Raw genomic sequence first — 16,883 nt, forward strand, 5'->3', positions numbered from 1 at the left:
GGCTACTCCTGTGCCCCGTTGATCTGCGATGTCTCGATCATTCCCGCCTCTACGCCCCAATGCTCCGCGATCGTCCGATACTGTCCGTCGTCGATCAGGTACTGAACCGCCCTCTGCACCGCCTCCGACAACGACGACCCCTTCCTGATCGGAAAACCGTACGGCGCCGAATCGTAGGTCGGACCGATCTCCTCGAGCTGGCCGTCGGTCTTCTTCACCGCGTACGCGGTGACCGGCGAGTCGGCGGAGAAGGCGGCCACCTGCCCGAGGAGTGCGGCGTTCACCGCCTGATCCTGGGTGTCGAAGGCGACTTTGACGATCGGGTCCTGTCCTCGGGCGACGCATTCGTCGCTCTTGCCCGGGACCTCATCGGTGTCCTGCGTGGTCGACACCTGGACGCCGATCCGCAGTCCGCACGCGTTGTCCGGGTCGACGCCGCTGCCCGGCTTGGCCGCCCATTTGATGCCCGCCGTGTAGTAGTCGACGAAGTCCACCTGCTTCTCACGCTCGACCGAGTCGGTGAACGAGGACATCCCCATGTCGTACGTGCCGGCCTGAATCGACGGGATGATCTTGTCGAAGTCCGACTGCGTGTACACGACCTTCAGTCCGAGCACGTCGCCGATCGCGTCGACGAGGTCTACGTCGTAACCGATGATGTCGCCGTTCCGGTCTTTGAACTCGTTCGGCTGATACGGCGGATTGGTGCCGACCTTGAGCACTCCTGAGGCGCGGATGTTCGCGGGCACGAGAGCCGCGATGTCCGGCTGCTCCTCGATGTGGATGTCGATCGGCTTGGTGTCGAGCGCCGACTCGTCCACCACGCATCCCGACAACAGCAGTGTCGCGCATGCGGCTGCCGCGCCGAACGGTCGCACACGCATCGCCTCAACCCCCGTCAATCGTCTCGTCGGTCCCCCGAAACCTACTCGGCCCGACCATCGAGTATGAACGAATCGGTATCGGCGACGCGCCGGGGGTCCCACGACGGAGCCGAGACCGCCGTCGGCGCGTCCGACCCCGCATGGAGATGTCCGGACAGTCGCGGCATTTCCGGCCGCGGGTCGTCATCCACCGCGAACATCACGTCGAACGCGACGATCAGAGGGCGTCGACGACCGCCTCGGTGAAGGCGCTCGTGGTCGCGTCGCCGCCCAGATCGACGGTTCGGACACCGCCCGCGAGCACATGCGCCACCGCGGCGTCGATCGCATCGGCGGCGCGCACCGCGCGAGCGTCGTCGGACCTCTCCCCGTGCCAGCGCAGCGACATCGCCACCGAACCGATCGTCGCGACCGGATTCGCACTGTTCCGGCCCGCGATGTCGGGTGCTGCGCCGTGCACCGCCTGCGCCATCGCGCGATCGGCCGACGAGTTGAGCGACGACGCCAGCCCGAGCGAACCGGACAGTTCGGCGGCGAGGTCGGACAGGATGTCGCCGAACAGATTCTCGGTCACGATCACGTCGAAGTCCGCGGGTCTGCGAACCAGCAACGCCGCCATCGCATCCACGTGCTCGGTGTCGACTCGGACATCCGGGTACCGCTGCGCCACCTGCAGGCACACGTCGCGGAACAGGCCTGTGGTCAGGCGCAGCACGTTGGCCTTGTGCACGATCGTCACGTGCCCGCGACGACGCCGTGCGGCCTCGAACGCCTCGACGGCGATCCTCTCCGTCGCCGCCCGCGTGACCAGACCGACGGACAGCGCCACGTCGGGAGTCGGCATGAACTCGCCGCTGCCGACGGCCATGTTGCGATCCGCGTACAGACCCTCGCTGTTCTCCCGGACGATCAGGAGGTCGATGTCGGGTGCGGTGGCCGGCACACCGGGGACCGCGCGGGCCGGACGCAGGTTGGCGAACAAGCCGAACTGTTTACGCATCACCGCGCCGGGCGCCGGATGACGGAGTTCGGCCGGATACGACGCGCTGTCGTGGGGGCCGACGAGCCACAGATCGAACTCCGCGAGAGCGTCGAGCGTGCTGCCGGGGATCGGCACGCCGTGCGATGCGATCGCGGCGGCACCGAACGGCAGCTCGACCGTGTCCAGGGCGATCCCCTGCCGGTCGAGTGCGGCGCGGGCCACCGCCGCCGCGGCGGGAACCACCTCGGGGCCGATGCCGTCGCCGGGCAGTACAGCGAGCCGAACCGAGAACGTCATCGCAGCGCCTCCTTCACGGTGCACTTATTCATTCGCACAGCCGCACAGACCGGCCTGATCGGGTCGTCATCTCGGTCCGGCGCTCAGTGCGCGGCCGCGTCCCAGGTGCGACCGACGCCCACGGACACCTCCAGGGGCACCGACAGGTCGATGGCGCCGGCCATCTCCTCGCGGACGAGGGCCTCGACCCGGTCCCGTTCGCCGACCGCCACGTCGAGGACGAGTTCGTCGTGCACCTGAAGGAGCATGCGCGAGGTGAGCCGCTCGGCGGCGAGACGACGCTGCACGTTGATCATGGCGACCTTGATGATGTCGGCCGCCGTACCCTGGATCGGCGCGTTGAGCGCCATGCGCTCGGCGGACTGACGGCGCTGGAAGTTGTCGGAGTTCAGGTCCGGCAGATAGCGGCGTCGCCCGAACAGGGTCGCGGTGTACTCGTTGCGACGGGCCTCGACGACGACGTCGTGCAGGTAGTCGCGCACCCCGCCGAACCGGTCGAAGTACTGTTCCATCTGCTGTTTGGCCTCTTCACGGCCGATCCCCAACTGCGCGGCCAGACCGTAGGCGCTCAACCCGTACGCGAGACCGTACGACATCGCCTTGACCCGCGACCGCATCTGCGGGTCCACCTGGTCGACCGGGACGCCGAAAGCGCGCGATCCGACGAAGTTGTGCAGGTCCTCCCCCGACCGGAACGCCTCGATCAGGCCCTCGTCCTCGGACAGGTGCGCCATGATCCGCATCTCGATCTGCGAGTAGTCGGCAGTCATCAGGCACTCGAACCGGTCGTCCGAGTCGACGACGAAACCGCCGCGGATCTGTCTGCCGGCCTCGGTGCGGACCGGGATGTTCTGCAGGTTCGGATCGGTCGACGACAGTCGGCCGGTCGCGGCTACGGTCTGGTTGAACGTCGTGTGGATGCGACCGTCGTCGGCGACCGACTTGAGCAGCCCGTCGACGGTCACCTTCAGCCGCGTCGCGTCGCGGTGCTCGAGGAGGAACTTCAGGAACGGGTGCTCGGTCTTCTCGTACAGGCCCGCCAGCGCATCCGCGTCCGTCGTGTAACCGGTCTTGGTCTTCTTGGTCTTGGGCATGTCGAGTTTGTCGAACAGGATCGCCTGCAACTGTTTCGGCGAACCGAGGTTGACCTGTTCACCGATCACCTCGTACGCCGACTCCGCCGCATCGCGCACGCGCTGCGCGAACTCGGACTCCAGATCGTTGAAATGCGCGACGTCGACACCGATGCCGACCGCTTCGAGATCGGCGAGGACGAACGTCAGCGGCAGCTCCATCTCGGTGAGGAGCTTGACCGAGTCGATCCGTTCGAGTTCGGTGTCGAGGGCGTCGGCGAGTTCGGCGACGGCGCGCGCCGACAGCATCAGCGACTCGGCGGCACGCGCGGAGTCGGCGTCGTCGTCGAGCAGCGACAGCTGTCCGTCGTCGTCGACGCTGTCGTCGGCCTTCAACTCGCGCCGCAGGTACCGCAACGCGAGGTCGTCGAGGTTGAAGCTCCGCTGACCCGGCCGGACCAGGTATGCGGCCAACGAGGTGTCCGAGGTGACGCCGGCGATCCGCCAGCCGCGACCGCGCAGCGCGTGCACCGCCCACTTCGCCTCGTGCACGGCCTTGGCCGCCGATTCGTCGGACAGCCACGCGGCCAGCGCGGCATCGTCGTCGGCCGACATCGACACCGGATCGATGAACGCGCCCTCGCCGTCGGCCGCGGCGATCGCCAGCCCGTCGACGTCCGCGCCGACCACCACTTTCTGCGCGTCGACGGCGATACCCGACCGTCCGGTGCGGGCGTGAGCGTCGAGCCAGTCGGCCACCTCCCCGGCGCCGAGCCGTTCACCGCGCACCTCGAGCCCTTCGTCGGCTTCGGGTTCGGACGAGGTCAGCGTCGAGAACAGCCGGTCGCGTAGGACTTTGAACTCGAGATCGTCGAACAGGCGGTGGATGGCGTCGCGGTCCCACGCGTGGAGTTTGAGGTCGTCGGGTCCGGCAGGCAGGTCCATGTCGCGGATCATCTCGGTGAGCGTCCGGTTCATCTGCACCGATGCGAGGTTGGCGCGCAACGAGTCGCCGGTCTTGCCCTTGATCTCGTCGACGTGGTGCACGAGTTGTTCGAGCGACCCGTACTCGACGATCCACTTGGTGGCGGTCTTGTCGCCGACACCGGGAATTCCCGGGAGGTTGTCGCTCTTGTCGCCGCGCAGTGCGGCGAAGTCGGGGTACTGCTGCGGTGTCAGTCCGTACTTCTTCTCGACCTCGTCGGGGGTGAAGCGAGTCAGCACGGAGACACCGGTCTTCGGGTACAGCACGGTGACGTTCTCGTTGACCAGTTGCAGCGAGTCGCGGTCGCCGGTCACCACGAGCACGCGGTATCCGGCGGCGTCGGCTCGAGTCGCCAGGGTCGCGATGATGTCGTCGGCCTCGTATCCCTCGACGGCCATCACCGGGATGCCCATCGCGCCGAGGACGTCCTTGGTGATGTCGACCTGGCCGCGGAACTCGTCCGGCGACTTGCTGCGCTGCGCCTTGTACTCCGGGAACATCTCCGACCGGAACGTCTGGCGGGAGACGTCGAACGCGGCGGCGACATGCGTGGGTTCCTCGTCGCGCAGCAGATTGATCAGCATCGAGGTGAAGCCGTAGACCGCGTTGGTGCTCTGCCCGGTGTTGGTCTTGAAGTTCTCGGGCGGCAGGGCGAAGAACGCCCGGTAGGCCAATGAGTGCCCGTCGAGGAGCATCAGGGTCGGTCGGGTGTCGGTCTTCTTCGCTGCGCTCACATCAGTGAGTCTAGTGATGGGCTCCGACAGTCCGGCGGCTACTCTCCGAGCGTCTCGACGACGACCTGTGCCACGACCTTCATCGTGACGCGACCGTCCATCGCGTTGCGCTGAATCCACCGGAAGGCGTCGGGTTCGGTGAGCTCATGCTTGTCCATCAGCAGCCCCTTGGCCTTCTCGATGAGCTTGCGCGTCTCGAAGCGCTCGTTCATGTCGGCGACCTCGGACTCGAGCTGGGCGAGTTCACGGTAGCGACTGAGCGCCACCTCGATCGCCGGTACGAGATCCGCCTGAGTGAACGGCTTCACCAGATACGCCATGGCCCCGGCGTCGCGCGCACGCTCGACGAACTCGCGCTGACTGAACGCGGTCAGCATGACGACGGGGGTGATCCGCTTCCTCGCGATCTCGCTGGCCGCATCGATGCCGTCGCGGACGGGCATCTTGACGTCCATGATGACCAGATCGGGACGCAGCCGCTCGGCGAGTTCGACGGCGACCTGGCCGTTGGGCGCCTCGCCGACGACGTCGTAGCCCTCTTCGCGGAGCATCTCGATCAGATCGAGGCGGATGAGCGAATCGTCTTCGGCGACGACCACCCGGCTCGCCTGTCGGCTGGTGGGCTGATCGTCTGCCATCCGCTGGTCCTCGTCGTAGAAGTGTGCCCCGGGCCGGACTCGAACCGGCACCTCGTTAGAGACCGCATTTTGAGTGCGGCGCGTCTGCCAATTTCGCCACCGGGGCCGGTGGATCAGTGCGAGGTGAAAGTGTACTAGGCGTCGGCCGCGCACACCCAACCCGGGTCCGCTCCGCCCACGGCGACACACCGGGCTCTCGACTGTGACGTGCCCACGTCCTATTGTTACTTGCGAGTCAGATCACGCGGGGGTGACGATCACGTCGTCTTTCCGACCCGTCTGGCCTTTCGGGGAAGGTTCATTGCAGATGTTCGTCTCGTTGCGCCGGATAGTCCGGCAGATACTCATCGCACTCGTCGCGACGGTCACCGTCGTCGCCGGAGCGGGCATGGTGCCCGCGACGTCGACTCAGGCACACGCCGACGTCTACGGCTCGCTCGGCGCTCGCTGGACGCGCACGCACGACGGCCCGCAGAAGTACTCGGGCTACTCGGTGAAACCCGATGTTCCGATCCGGATGAGCGATGGAACCGTCTTGCGTTCCAACGTGATCCGCCCGACGAAGAACGGCAGGCCGGTCTCGGACAAACTGCCGACCATCGTCACGATGACCCCGTACACCAAGATGGTGTCGGCGCTGGCCGCCGAGGTGACGAACTATCCGGTGCTCGTGCCGCAGCTGATCGACCTGCTCAACGGCATCAACGCTCGCGGCACATTCTTATCGGGCTACAACGAGCTCGTGGGTGCGCTGCGCGGCGGACTGGTCAACACGTTCGCCTACGACCCGCAGCTGGTGAAGAGCGGTTACAACGTGGTGGTGGTCGACGTCCGCGGCACCGGATTCTCTCAGGGCACGTGGCAGGTGTTCGGCGAGCGCGAACGCAAGGACACCGTCGAAGTGGTCGACTGGGCCAAGAAGCAGAAGTGGAACAACGGCAAGGTCGGCATGTCCGGTGTCTCGTATTCGGCGATCAACCAGTTGCAGGCGGCCTCCGACCGCCCCGGCGCCCTCGATGCGATCTTCCCGGTGGTGCCCGGCGCCGACCTCGTGCAGGACGTCATCGCCCCGGGTGGCGGCGTCGGATTCGGCTTCCTCGCACCGTGGCTCTCGCTCGTCAACGGCAGCAAGCTGATCCCGAACGTCGCCTCGATGCTGAACGGCACCTTCGACTGGCGCTGGCTCGCGGACCGCGTGAAGGATCCGCTCACATACTTCGACGTGATGATCGAAGCGCTGACCACGCAGTCGCCGAGTACGTTGCACGGCACCACACGCGATCTCGTGACAGCGGGTTCGGAGCGGCGTCGCACGCTGTCGACCGACCTGTCGAAGATCTCCACGCCGACGTTCGGCATCGGCGGCTGGAACGATCTGTTCACCAACAGCGAGTCCCGACTCCTGACGGGGCTCACACAGCTCCCCGACACGCAGAAGAAGCTCATCATGGACGACGGGTACCACATCACGTCGGGCTCGAACTTCGGGCAGAAGGGCTATCCGCCGCGCCTGGACGTGCTCGCCCGTGCCTGGTACGACAAGTGGCTCAAGGGCGTCGACAACGGGATCGATCGGTACTCTCCCGCCACGCTGGCCTCCGAGCCGAGCGGTTGGTTCGTGCAGGGGCCGACCTATCCGTTGCCGGGTCACACCTATCAGCGGCAGTATCTGTCCGGGCGGCGGTCGGGAACGACGAACACGCCGGTCGCGGGCGACGGCTCACTGTCGTCGGCCGCACCCGCGGCGCGGACGACGCGGCGGGTGGCGCCCGGTCTGTCGACGCTGTGCAGCCGTGACTCCGCCCAGGCCACGGTCGGCATCACCGCGATCTTCGACTTCTGCGGAAAGGACTCGCGGGTCTCGGAGATCGCGGCGCAGACCTTCACGTCCGCCCCGGCGACGGTCGCGACGTCGATCAGCGGAACCTCGGTCGTCCATCTCCGGCAACGGCTGGCCGCGACCGACGGCTACTGGCACGCGACGGTGAACATCGTCTCGCCCGACGGGCGCTCCACGACGGTGTCGATGGGACAGCTGATGGTGTCGTTGCGTGGCATCGACCGCGAGCGGAGCTCGTACGCCCCGAACGGCGATCTGACCGACGCGATCCCCACTCTCACATTGTCCGATTACCGCAAGGTGAAGCCGGGTCAGGTCCTCGACGTCGACATTCCGATGACGGCGACACAGGCCAAGCTGCGTCCGGGCGACCGCTTGCGCGTCGATCTGTACGCGTTCAACTTCCCCAAGGCGGTGCCGCTCGGACCGGAGCTCTGGTCGTCGCGGTTGCAGCCGCAGTACATCGAGATCGACCCCGCACACCCGAGCTGGGTCAACGTGCCGCTGTCGCGTCCACTCCGATGACGGCGCTCGAGATCGCGGTTCAGGACGCCCCGGGCGCGGCCGTCGCGCTCGCCGGCGGGGCCGACCGCGTGGAGCGCCGACCGCGTGGAGCTCTGCGCGGCGCTGGGTGCGACGGGCGGGCTCACACCGTCGATCGGCGCGGTGCGCACCGCATCGGCGACCGGTATCGACGTGCACGTCCTGATCCGTTGTCGCCCAGGAGGGTTCGTCTACTCGCGTGACGAGATCGAGGTGATGGCGTTCGATGTCGCGGCGGTCGTCGCCGCCGGTGCCCGCGGCGTGGTGGTCGGTGCGTTACGCGCCGACGGATCCGTCGACGAGGCGGCCGTCGCGGGTCTGGTCGGGCAGGCACGTGCCGCGGGCGAGGTCGATGTGACCTTTCACCGCGCGCTCGACGCCGCGGCCGATCCCGTCGCGGCTCTGCGCACTGTGGCCGCACTGGGGGTCGACCGCGTCTTGACCTCCGGCGGCGCCGCGGCGGCAGGCGAGGGTCTGGACATGCTCGCTCGGCTCGTCGCCGAGGACACCGGCGTTCAGGTGATGGCGGGCGGCGGGGTGCGGCCGGAGACCATTCCGGCGCTGGTCGACGTCGGTGTCGACGCCGTGCATCTGTCGGCGAAGACCGTGATCCCCGACCCCGGGGCGACGGGACCCGGAGGCGGTGCGGGCGGCGGAATCGAAGTGACCGACCCGGACATCGTCGCCGCCGCGCGGACCTCGGCTCACTCGAACAAGTAGCCGGCCTGCAGCGCGGACGGGGTGACGATGCGGCGGTAGTCGTCACCGATCCGCACCACGTAGGCGTCGACCGTCTCGAGATCGTCCACCTCGAACTGCGCGATGCATGTCTCGCCGCCGAGAGCCTTGAGCCGATCCAGCCGGGTGGCGGCCAGCGGCGCCGACCGGTTCTCGGCGGCGTCGAAGATCTCGACGCGGTCGCCGAATGCGACCGGTACGGTTCCGGCGGCCGCTCGCGTACCGCAGTCGACGGTGACGCCGCCGATCGCCGTGATCGTCGAGCGGGCCTGATACCCGGCCACCAACGCGACGAGTCCGCCGACCACCGTCGCGAGCACCACCACCGCCGTGGCTATGCGGATGGGCCACTTGTAGCGGCGCTGCCAGCTCTTCGGCGGCACCGCGGGTCCTGGAGGCAGATGGAATCGGACGTCCGGGACGCCCGCCGACGGCTCGGTCATGACCGCGGGGGGAAGTACTTGATCAACGCCTCCTGTACGACCGACGCGGCGAGAGTGCCGTCTCGGGTGAAGAAGCGTCCTGTCCCGATGCCACGCGATCCGGCGGCCACCGGCGACTCGGTCGCGTAGAGCAGCCACTCGTCGAACCGGAACTCGCGGTGGAACCACATCGAATGGTTGACGGTGGCCGCGAACAGTCGGTCGAAACCCCACGAGAGGCCGTGAGTGGTGATGATCGAGTCGAGGACCGTCGTGTCCGACGAGTACGCGAGCGCGGCGACATGCAGCAGCGGGTCGTCGGGCATCACACCGTCGGTCTTCATCCACGCCCGATTGTGATTGAGCTGTTCGCCGGTGCCCTTGAGCTTCCACGCCGGATCGTTCACGAAACGGATGTCGATCGGATGGAGCGCGTTGACGAACGCTTCGACTGTCTCCTCATAGCCGACGAAGTGCTCGCCGATCGGAGGCAGATCCTCCGGGTAGGCGACCTCGGGGATCTCGACGGCGTGCTCGAGACCGGCGGCGTTGTTCTGGAAGGCGACGAGCATCGTGAAGATCACCTCGCCGTCCTGCATCGCGGTGACCTGACGGTTGGCGAACGGTCTGCCGTCGCGGAATCGGTCGACGTGGTACTCGAGTGGTTTCGCGACGTCGCCGCCCCTCACGAAATGCGCATTCACCGCATGGACCGGCGGGTCGCCCTTCACCAGGGTCCGACCGGCCGCGACGATGCCCTGACCGAGAAGCTGCCCGCCGAAGGTCCGCGGACCGACCTGCTCGGGATGCTGCCCGATGAACAGGTCGTCGTCGACACGTTCCAGGTCGAGCAGCGCCAACAGCGTCGTCAGATCGGCGGACTGCTGTGCGCTCACGGATTCTCCGTCGGGATCGGTGCTCATGGGAGTCCACCCTATGCGACGCCGATCGTCCGGCCGGGATCGGCGCGGGCGGCCCCCGTCGACCGGCGCCGCCCACGTTCTCGGACGCTCGACCGAGACTCCGAGCACGTGAGCGGTACCGACCCGACGGGCCGGCGCCGCGAGACCTCAGTGGTCCTGTTCGCCGATGCGGTGGACGTGGACGAAGTTCGTCGATCCGACGACCGACGCGGGCGCACCGGCGACGATGACGACGGTGTCGCCGCGCTGCAGGCGACCGCTGGCGGTCAGCACCTCGTCGACCTGATCGATCATTCCGTCGGTGTCCTTCATGCGCGGGACGAACAGCGGCTCGCAACCCCAGCTGAGCGTCAGCTGACGCTGGGTCGACTCGGTCGCGGTGAGCGCCAGCAGCGGTACACGCGAATGCAGGCGTGCGACACGACGGAGGGTGTCGCCCGACTCGGTGAACGTGATGATCGCGGCCGCGTTGAGACGCTCGGCGATATCGCGCGCGGCGAAGGTCACGATGCCGCGCCGGGTGCGCGGAACGTGCGTGAGCTCGGGCACGTCGCGGGTGCCCTCCTCGACGGCGGTGACGATACGCGCCATGGTCTGGACGGTCTCGTTCGGGTACTTGCCGACCGAGGTCTCGCCGGACAGCATCACGGCGTCCGCGCCGTCGAGCACGGCGTTGGCGACGTCGGACGCCTCGGCGCGCGTCGGGCGGGAGTTCTCGATCATCGAGTCGAGCATCTGGGTGGCGACGATGACCGGCTTCGCGTTCTCCCGCGCCATTTGAATGGCGCGCTTCTGCACCAGCGGAACCTGCTCGAGCGGCATCTCGACACCCAGGTCGCCGCGGGCCACCATGATCGCGTCGAAGGCCAGGACGATGGCCTCGAGGTTGTCGATGGCCTCGGGCTTCTCCAGCTTGGCGATCACCGGGACCCGTCGACCGACGCGGTCCATCACCTCGTGGACCAGTTCGATGTCCGCCGGGCTCCGCACGAACGAGAGCGCGACGAGATCGACACCCAGGCCCAGCGCGAACTCGAGGTCGGCGATGTCCTTCTCCGACATGGCCGGAACCGAGATGTTCATCCCCGGCATGGACAGGCCCTTGTTGTTGCTGACCGTGCCGCCCTCGGTCACGTTGCAGACGACGTCGTTGCCGTCGACGTGATCGACGGTGAGGCCGACCTTGCCGTCGTCGACGAGCAGACGGTCGCCGGGGCGGGCGTCCTGTGCGAGCTGCGCGTAGGTGGTCGAGACGCGATCATGGTTGCCGATCACGTCGTCGACGGTGATACGGACCTGTTCGCCGTCGTTCCAGTCGACGGCGCCGTTGGGTCGGCCGTTGTCCTCGAACTTGCCGAGGCGGATCTTCGGGCCCTGAAGGTCGGCCAGGATGCCGACCGGCTTGCCGGTGTTCGCACTCGCCGCGCGAACCGCCTCGTAGACGCCGCGGTGGTCGCTGTGCGCCCCGTGGCTGAAGTTCATGCGGGCGACGTTCATACCGCACTCGACGAGCGCGGTGATCCCTTCTTCGGTGTTGGTTGCAGGGCCGAGAGTACAGACGATCTTGGTTCGACGAGTCACCCCACAAGGCTATCGGGCCGGCGGCCACAATTCGAACCAACTGGCGAGTAGCCGGGGGTGTTCACCGCATGTTCGTCCGTCCACGGTGGAGAGTCCGATCTCGTACCGATGCAATGCCGTCCGAGACCGGGTGGACGGTGTCAGTCGTCCTCGGGCTCGGCGCGGCGGATCTCCATGGCGCCGATCTCGTGAGCCGGACCGGATTCGACGACGGTGATCTCGTCGAGCCCGTCCAATCCGTCCAGATCGGAGACCACGGTGTACCCCGGGCCCGCCGTGATCGGCGTATCGGCCACGGGCTCGTCGGCCGCGGGGTCGTCGGTCACGGGCTCGTCGGTGCCTGCCCCGTCGCCGGACTCGTCTGCGCCGGACTCATCTGCGCCGGACTCGTCTGCGGGCTCGTCGGCAGAGGGCTCCTGGGCCTCGGACTCGTGAGCGGCGACCGACTCATCGGTGACGGGGTCGTCGATGCCCGCCTCATCGGTGGGCTCGACGCCGGACTCGTCTGCGCCGGGCTCGTCGGCGCCGGGCTCGTGTGCGGCGGACCCGTCACCCGGTGTGTCGTCGACGGTCTCGTCGGCGGATTCGGCCGTCGCCGCGGGCTCCTCCGCGACTGCGTCGCCCGATTCTGCCACCGCGGGCGCATCGACGACGGGCCCTGCCGCGCCCCCCGCCTCGACGGCCCCCGCCTCGACGGCCTCCGCCCCGACGGGGGCCGCGGTGCCCGCTTCGTCGTCGGTCACGGCATCATCGGTCGCAACGTCATCGGTCACGGCGTCGTCGGTCACGTCATCGTCGGTCACGGCGTCGTCGGTCACGTCATCGACAACGTGGTCGGGTTCGTCAGAGTCGTCCTCGGACGGTTCGTCGCCGATCTCGTCCTGATCGAGTTCGTCCTGGTAACCGTCGTGGTCCCCGTCCGCGCCGGAGTCGAGTCTGTCGTCGAACTCACCGTTGTCGAACTCACCGTCGCCGACATCGTCGAACTCGCCGTCGTCGTCGAGCGTCGGCGGCACGTAGCCGACAGCGCCCTCGGCGGCGAGGACCTTCGCACGGTCGGGCCAATACATTGACAGACCGGTCTCTCGGCCCTTCGGCGCCATCACGACGTACAGCGCCGCCCCGAGGAACACCAGTGCCGCGACCAGGACATTGACGCGCAGGCCGAGGATGTGGGTCGCCTCGTCACTGCGCATCAGTTCGATCGCGAAGCGACCGACACAGTAGCCCGCGACGTAGAGCGCGAACAGACGGCCGTGACCGATGCGGAACCTGCGGTCCAGGAACACCAGCAGCGCCACGATGATCAGGTTCCACAGGAGCTCGTAGAGGAACGTCGGGTGCGCCACCTCCAGAACGGTGCCGTTCGAGACGCCGTCGATGACGCCGATGCCGCGCCGGCCGGTGTCCGGATCGACCCGCTCGTACAGTTCCAGGCCCCACGGCACCGTCGTAGAGTCGCCGTACAGCTCCTGGTTGAAGTAGTTGCCGAGCCGACCGATGGCCTGCGCCAGCAGGATCGCCGGGGCGATCGCATCGCCGAACGACGGCAGTTTGATGCGCTTCCAACGGCAGCCGATCCATCCGCCGAGTGCGCCGAACGCGACAGCACCCCAGATGCCGAGACCGCCGTCCCACACCTCGAACGCGGCCTTGAGACCCTTGCCGTCGTCGCCGAAGTAGCGCCACCAGTCGGTGATGACGTGGTAGATGCGACCGCCGATCAGACCGAACGGGACGGCGATCAGCGCGACGTCGAGGACGTCACCGGGCTGGCCGCCACGCGCCCGCCAGCGGCGGTCGCTCCACCAGGCGGCGACGATGATGCCGACGATGATGCACAACGCGTAGGCCCGCAACGGGATCGGTCCGAGTTGCCACACGCCTTGCGGCGGGCTCGGAAGGTAGGCGAGAACGAGTCCGGCAGTCACAGGTGACACACTAATGCACCCGCCGCCGGGCTCGATCCGACCGGTCAGCCACGCGAGCGGCGCACTCCCCGCGCGAGGTCGTCGACCAGCGCCGCGACCGCCGACTGTCCCTCGTCGACGGCGGACACGATCGCCGATCCGACGATCACGCCGTCGGCGTAGGCGCCGATCTCGGCCGCCTGGTCGCCGTTGCGGACGCCGAGCCCGACGCCGATCGGGATGTCCGAGTGCTCGCGGACCCGCGCGCAGAGTTCGGGCGCCATGTTCGAGACCGTCGAACGCGCTCCGGTCACGCCCATCGTCGATGCGGCGTAGACGAATCCGCGGCACGAGTCGACGGTCATCGCCAGTCGCTCCGGCGTCGACGACGGCGCGACGAGGTAGATCCGGTCGATGTCGTGGGCGTCGGACGCGGCATGCCAGGCCTCGCCTTCGTCTGGGATCAGATCGGGAGTGATGACTCCGACGCCGCCCGCCGCGTTCAGGTCACGCGCGAAGGCGTCCACTCCGTAGCGGAGGATGAGGTTCCAATAGCTCATGACCACGGGCTTGGCACCGGCGTCGGCGACAGCTTCGATAGCCGCGAATACGTCTCGCACACGGGTGCCGCCGGCCAGGGCGTGCACCGCGGCCTTGGCGATGGTCGGGCCGTCCATCACCGGGTCGGAGTACGGGATGCCGATCTCGACGATGTCGCAACCGGCGTCGACCATGGTGCGCACGGTCTGCAGCGACGTGTCGAGATCGGGGTATCCGACCGGGAAGTAGCCGATCAACGCGCTGCGGTTCTCGGCGCGGCAGGCGGTGAACGTGTCGCCGAGGCGGCCGGCGGGAGCGGTGACGGTCACTGAGCTTCCTTTGCGTTCTGGGCGAGCTGAGCGGCGTATTCGGTCTCCGACGGCGGTCTGCCGTACAGGTCGAACCACTTCGCCGCCGTGTCGACGTCCTTGTCGCCGCGACCGGACAGATTGACGACGATGATCGCACCGCCGCCGAGTTCGCGCCCGAGCGTGAGCGCGCCCGCGACGGCGTGCGCCGACTCGATCGCCGGGATGATGCCTTCCAGACGCGACAGGTCGCGCAGGGCGTCCATCGCCTCGGTGTCGGTGACCGGCCGGTACTCGGCGCGACCGATGTCCTTCAGGTGCGCGTGCTCGGGACCGACGCCCGGATAGTCCAGTCCGGCCGAGATCGAGTGCGACTCGATGGTCTGGCCGTCCTCGTCCTGCAGGAGGTACGAGTAGGCGCCCTGGAAGGCGCCCGGGGTGCCACCGGTGAACGTCGCGGCATGACGACCGGTCTCGACGCCGTCTCCCGCGGCCTCGAAGCCGACCAGGCGTACGTCGGCGTCGTCGATGAACGGGTGGAAGATGCCGATCGCGTTCGATCCGCCGCCCACGCACGCGGTGACCGCGTCGGGCAGTCGTCCGGCCTTCTCGAGGATCTGGCGACGCGCCTCCATGCCGATGATCCGTTGGAAGTCGCGCACCAGCATGGGGAACGGGTGCGGTCCGGCGGCGGTGCCGAAACAGTAGTAGGTGGTGTCGGCGTTGGTCACCCAGTCGCGCAGCGCCTCGTTGATCGCGTCCTTGAGGGTGGCCGAACCGGATTCGACCGCGACGACGGTCGCGCCGAGCAACTGCATGCGGGCGACGTTGAGCGCCTGACGCTCGGTGTCGACGCGGCCCATGTAGATCAGGCACTCGAGTCCGAGGAGCGCGCAGGCCGTCGCGGTGGCGACACCGTGCTGACCGGCACCGGTTTCGGCGATGACGCGCTTCTTGCCCATCCTCTGCGCGAGCAGCGCCTGACCGAGAACGTTGTTGATCTTGTGTGATCCGGTGTGGTTCAGATCCTCACGCTTGAGGAACAGGCGTGCGCCGCCCGCGAGGTCGCGCATCCGCTCGGCTTCGTACAGGGGAGACGGCCGGCCGGCGTAGTCGCGCTGCAGTCGGTCGAGTTCGTCGAGGAACTCGCGATCGCTGCGCAGCTTCTCGTAGGTTGCGGTGACCTCGTCGATGACCGCCATCAGGGCCTCGGGGACATGGCGTCCGCCGTAGACGCCCCAGTGCCCCTTCTCGTCGGGTCCGATGGGCGCGATGTTCGCGACGCCGTCGCTGGCCTTGGGGAACTCGTCGATCTGATCGGTCACAGCAGTGATTGTCCTCATCTGAGTGGGTGGACGGCAAACGAATAAGAAGAGGTCGAGGCTGCCCTGCCCGGCCGGCCGAGCGGAGTCCGCCGCTCGGGACCTTCCCTGCCGGTCGAGACCCTCCTGCCGGTCGAGTCGAGTCGAGACCCCCGACCGGTCGAGATCCCTCTACCGGACGAGACCTCAGCGCGCAGGCTTCGGGCACGACGGATGCGCGCCCGCCGCCACGAGGTCGGAGACCGCGGTGCGCGGATCGCCGGAGGTCACCAGGCCTTCGCCGACGAGGACGGCGTCGGCGCCCGCCCCCGCGTACGCCAGCAGATCCGCCGGGCCGCGAACACCTGATTCGGCGATGCGCACGACGTCGGTCGGCAGTCCCGGAGCGATGCGGGCGAAGACGTCACGGTGCACGTCGAGCGTCTTGAGGTCACGAGCGTTGACACCGACGACGGTGGCGCCCGCTTCGAGCGCGCGATCGGCCTCGGCCTCGGTGTGAACCTCGACGAGGGCGGTCATGCCCAGCGACTCGGTGCGGTCGAGCAGGGACGCCAGAACCTTCTGCTCCAGGGCGGCGACGATCAGCAGGATCACGTCCGCGCCGTGGGCGCGAGCCTCGTGGATCTGATACGGGCCGACGATGAAGTCCTTGCGCAGCACCGGGATGTCGACGGCCGCGCGGACCGCGTCCAGATCGGCGAGCGACCCGTTGAATCGACGCTGTTCGGTGAGCACGCTGATGACACGCGCTCCCCCGTCCTCGTACGATTTCGCCAGCTCCGCGGGATCGGCGATGTTGGACAGCTGCCCCTTGGACGGACTGGCCCGTTTGACTTCGGCGATCACCGCGATGTCCGGCTGGCGGAGCGCCGCCGCAGCGTCCCGCGGCTCGGGCGCTTTCGCGGCGAGGGCCTTGACTGCGGCGAGGTCGAGGACGGCTTCGCGCGCAGCGACGTCCGCCTTGACCCCGTCGAGGATGGAATCGAGCACTGTCTGGCTGCTCACTGCGACGCCCCTTTCTCGCGTTGTGTCTCAAGAGTAGGCAAGGTGCTTTCCGCCCGTGGCCTCGGGGTGTCGTCGGCTCCGACCGCGAGGCGTCTCGGTGCGGCGTCACCGGACGGCCGAGGGTGATCGCGCGGCTCGTCATCGCCTCGACCGACGGA

Annotated in this window: 13 protein-coding genes and 1 tRNA gene; 2 read left to right on the forward strand and 12 right to left on the reverse strand. The window is 68.0% G+C overall.

All coding sequences use genetic code 11. The features are described from left to right. Nucleotides 1-2: 2 nt before the first annotated feature. From BKA16_RS16725 to BKA16_RS16745, 5 genes are all read right to left on the reverse strand, one after another. Nucleotides 3-884 carry an ABC transporter substrate-binding protein gene (locus BKA16_RS16725; RefSeq protein ID WP_183371740.1) on the reverse strand — a complete coding sequence of 294 codons (882 nt, stop codon included), beginning with the start codon at nt 882-884 and terminating at the stop codon, nt 3-5. 217 nt (nt 885-1,101) lie between these two features. Then, complete coding sequence (locus tag BKA16_RS16730; protein WP_183371741.1) at nt 1,102-2,163, reverse strand: isocitrate/isopropylmalate dehydrogenase family protein; 1,062 nt, start codon at nt 2,161-2,163, stop codon at nt 1,102-1,104. An 83-nt stretch (nt 2,164-2,246) separates the two neighbouring features. After that, a complete protein-coding gene (polA, locus tag BKA16_RS16735; RefSeq protein ID WP_183373136.1) occupies nt 2,247-4,916 on the reverse strand; it encodes a DNA polymerase I in 2,670 nt (889 codons plus the stop codon). 77 nt (nt 4,917-4,993) lie between these two features. Continuing rightward, nucleotides 4,994-5,593, reverse strand: a complete 600-nt coding sequence (locus BKA16_RS16740) for an ANTAR domain-containing response regulator (RefSeq protein WP_183371742.1) — start codon at nt 5,591-5,593, stop codon at nt 4,994-4,996. 24 nt (nt 5,594-5,617) lie between these two features. Next, a tRNA-Leu gene (locus tag BKA16_RS16745) sits at nt 5,618-5,699 on the reverse strand. A 201-nt stretch (nt 5,700-5,900) separates the two neighbouring features. Between BKA16_RS16745 and BKA16_RS16750 the strand changes: the two genes are divergently transcribed. Both BKA16_RS16750 and BKA16_RS16755 read left to right on the forward strand, forming a co-directional pair. Then, on the forward strand, nt 5,901-7,958 hold the full coding sequence (locus BKA16_RS16750) for a CocE/NonD family hydrolase (RefSeq protein ID WP_183371743.1): 2,058 nt from the start codon (nt 5,901-5,903) through the stop codon (nt 7,956-7,958). An 84-nt stretch (nt 7,959-8,042) separates the two neighbouring features. Next, a complete protein-coding gene (locus tag BKA16_RS16755; RefSeq protein ID WP_382425243.1) occupies nt 8,043-8,696 on the forward strand; it encodes a copper homeostasis protein CutC in 654 nt (217 codons plus the stop codon). On the opposite strand, the gene BKA16_RS16760 is transcribed toward BKA16_RS16755, so the two are convergent. The 7 genes from BKA16_RS16760 to trpC form a co-directional block, all read right to left on the reverse strand. Continuing rightward, nucleotides 8,681-9,157, reverse strand: coding sequence for a hypothetical protein (locus BKA16_RS16760; protein WP_183371744.1), 477 nt, complete (start codon nt 9,155-9,157; stop codon nt 8,681-8,683). The genes BKA16_RS16755 and BKA16_RS16760 overlap by 16 nt on opposite strands. Next, complete coding sequence (locus BKA16_RS16765; RefSeq protein ID WP_221246889.1) at nt 9,154-10,059, reverse strand: acyl-CoA thioesterase; 906 nt, start codon at nt 10,057-10,059, stop codon at nt 9,154-9,156. Before BKA16_RS16765 ends, BKA16_RS16760 begins: the two co-directional genes overlap by 4 nt. Nucleotides 10,060-10,206: 147 nt before the next feature. Next, nucleotides 10,207-11,640 (reverse strand): pyruvate kinase, encoded by a 1,434-nt coding sequence (gene pyk / locus BKA16_RS16770; protein ID WP_183371745.1) that lies wholly within the window; start codon nt 11,638-11,640, stop codon nt 10,207-10,209. A gap of 140 nt (nt 11,641-11,780) precedes the next feature. Continuing rightward, complete coding sequence (gene lgt / locus BKA16_RS16775) at nt 11,781-13,571, reverse strand: prolipoprotein diacylglyceryl transferase (RefSeq protein ID WP_183371746.1); 1,791 nt, start codon at nt 13,569-13,571, stop codon at nt 11,781-11,783. A gap of 44 nt (nt 13,572-13,615) precedes the next feature. After that, nucleotides 13,616-14,419, reverse strand: a complete 804-nt coding sequence (gene trpA / locus BKA16_RS16780) for a tryptophan synthase subunit alpha (RefSeq protein WP_183371747.1) — start codon at nt 14,417-14,419, stop codon at nt 13,616-13,618. After that, the gene (gene trpB / locus BKA16_RS16785) at nt 14,416-15,741 is read right to left on the reverse strand and encodes a tryptophan synthase subunit beta (protein WP_183371748.1); all 1,326 of its coding nucleotides are present in this window, start codon (nt 15,739-15,741) and stop codon (nt 14,416-14,418) included. Before trpB ends, trpA begins: the two co-directional genes overlap by 4 nt. Nucleotides 15,742-15,906: 165 nt before the next feature. Further along, nucleotides 15,907-16,725, reverse strand: a complete 819-nt coding sequence (gene trpC / locus BKA16_RS16790; RefSeq protein WP_183371749.1) for an indole-3-glycerol phosphate synthase TrpC — start codon at nt 16,723-16,725, stop codon at nt 15,907-15,909. Between the last annotated feature and the right edge of the window lie 158 nt (nt 16,726-16,883).

This window comes from Gordonia humi, assembly GCF_014197435.1.
GTDB lineage: Bacteria > Actinomycetota > Actinomycetes > Mycobacteriales > Mycobacteriaceae > Gordonia > Gordonia humi.